Genomic DNA, 2275 nt, shown 5'->3' on the forward strand with positions numbered 1-2275 from the left:
CGCGGATGGCGGCCGATCGGCGCATCGACGCTGCCACCCGCGATCATCGGGCCGAGCACGACGGCGACATACTGGCGGTGCACGTCGCGCTCCTGCAGCGCCTCGACCAGCTTCGTATGCGCGCGCAGCGAACGTGCGACGACCATCACGCCCGAGGTGTCCTTGTCGAGCCGGTGGACGATGCCCGCACGCGGAATCTCGACCAGCTTCGCGTCGAAATGCAGCAGTGCGTTCTGCAGCGTGCCCGCGGGCTGGCCCGCGCCCGGATGCACGACGAGGCCGGCCGGCTTGTTGATAACGAGCAGGTCGGCGTCCTCGTAGCGGATGTCGAGCGCGATTTCCTCCGGTTTCATCGGCACTTCCTGGCCGGGCCGCGCATGCAGCGCGACGAGCTCGCCGCCGTGTACGATCTGCCGCGGCGCCGCCTGCGCACCGTCGAGCAGCACGTCGCCGGCCTTGATCCATTCGCTCAGGCGCGAGCGCGAATAGTCCGGGAACATTTGCGCCACGGCTTGATCGAAGCGCAGGCCTGCGGCGCTTTCGGGAATGGGCAAGGTCTGGACGGGATTGGAGTTTTCCATGCTGAATCGAATCTGGCTGTGGGGGCGCTGAAGTTCCGGAGGACCGCGGCTTTGGGCTATTATCGCCGCTCTTGCCGCCTCACGGCCCCCTGCCCATGCGAAATTTCCCGATGCGCCTTCCGCTGTCCGCCAAAATCCTGCTGTTGCTGTTGCTCGCCGTCTTCGCCGTGGGCTGCCATCGCGAGAAGAAGCAGGACGAGACCGAGGTGCTGCCGGTTGAGCAGATGTACGACTCGGCCAAGGAAGCGCTGATGGCCGGCAACGAGACCAAGGCGATCCGTTACTACACGCGCCTGATCGCGCGCTTCCCGTTCGGCCCGTATACCGAGCAGTCGCAGATGGAACTCGCCTTTGCCCAGTACAAGGACGGCAAGGAAGACGAGGCGCTGTCGACGATCAACCGCTTCATCAAGACCTATCCGACGCAGAAACACATCGCCTACGCCTACTACCTGCGTGGCATCATCAACTTCGATCGCGATCGCGGCTTCCTCGCCAACTGGGCGAACCAGGACCCGACCAAGCGCGAGATGGCGAGCACGCTGCAATCGTTCGAGGACTTCAACGAACTCGTCACCAAGTTCCCCGACAGCCGCTACACGCCCGACGCACGCCAGCGCATGATCTACCTGCGCGACAACCTGTCGCGCGCGCAGGTCCACGTCGCCCAGTTCTACTACAAGCGCGGCGCCTACGTCGCCGCGATCAACCGCAGCAAGGACGTGTTCGAGCGCTTCGCGCGCACCCCGGCCGCGGGCGATGCGCTCGCGATCACCACGCTGTCCTACAAGGCGCTCGGCCAGGAAAAGCTCGCCAGCGACACCGAGCGCGTGCTCAAGCTCAACTACCCCGATCATCCCTACTTCGCCGGCCGCTACCCCGACTACGGCCATTGGTGGATGCGCCTGGTGCCGTTCCACGGCTGAGAACTCCGCGATCCGGGGCTGTCCGTCTTCCAGGCAGCCCCTCCTTCGGCACTTGCGACCCTTTGCCGTCATGACGCATCTATAGCGTCGTGACCGGCTCACTTTTCGAACTCGACGTACCCCAAAGCCTCGTCGACCGCGCCCGCGGTGGCGACGTCGCGGCGTTCGAACAGCTTTACCGACGCTTCGAGCGGCCGGTGTTCAACCTCGCCTGGCGCATGCTCGGCGATGCCGAGGCCGCGCGCGAGATCCTGCAGGACGCGATGCTCAAGGTGTTCCAGCGCATCGGCCAGTACCGCAGCGATGCGCCGTTCTGGGCCTGGCTGCGCCAGATCGCCACGAACGAGGCCTTGATGCGCCTGCGCCGCGACAGGCACCTGGACGACCGCGCCGAGGTGCCCGAGCTCGTCGACGACTCGGCGCCGCCGTGGGTGCGCGCGGATTCGGCCGCGCTCGAGCGCGCACTCGCCGGATTGTCCGCGCTGACGCGCAGCGTGCTCTGGCTCTACCACGTCGAGGGCTACGCACACCACGAAATCGCCGAGCAGCTCGGCAAGACGACCAGCTTCTCCAAATCGCAGGTCGCGCGCGGTACCGCGCGCCTGCGCGAGCTGCTCGAACCCCGCGATTCCACCGTATTGTCAAAGGACACGATGTCATGTCCGATCGAACTCAACCCGACGGCGCTGGTGAATTGAACGCACCCGCGCCCACTTCGCTGGCCGAAGCACTGCGCGCGCTGCCTCCGCTCGCGCCGCCCGCCGATAC

The 2275-nt window shown here is 66.2% G+C and carries 3 protein-coding genes; 2 read left to right on the forward strand and 1 reads right to left on the reverse strand.

Annotation, left to right across the window (positions count from 1 at the left end; genetic code table 11):
- Nucleotides 1-581 (reverse strand): pseudouridine synthase (locus tag VF497_RS16565; protein WP_330890762.1); only part of this gene is annotated, 581 nt, incomplete at its 3' end.
- Nucleotides 582-691: 110 nt separating this feature from the next.
- On the opposite strand from VF497_RS16565, the gene VF497_RS16570 reads away from it, so the two are divergent.
- Nucleotides 692-1507: an outer membrane protein assembly factor BamD gene (locus VF497_RS16570; RefSeq protein WP_330890764.1), complete on the forward strand. Its 816-nt coding sequence runs from the start codon at nucleotides 692-694 to the stop codon at nucleotides 1505-1507.
- A gap of 89 nt (nucleotides 1508-1596) precedes the next feature.
- A complete protein-coding gene (locus VF497_RS16575) occupies nucleotides 1597-2205 on the forward strand; it encodes a sigma-70 family RNA polymerase sigma factor (protein ID WP_330890765.1) in 609 nt (202 codons plus the stop codon).
- Nucleotides 2206-2275: the final 70 nt, after the last annotated feature.

This window comes from Rudaea sp. (genome assembly GCF_036383415.1).
Lineage (GTDB): Bacteria > Pseudomonadota > Gammaproteobacteria > Xanthomonadales > Rhodanobacteraceae > Rudaea.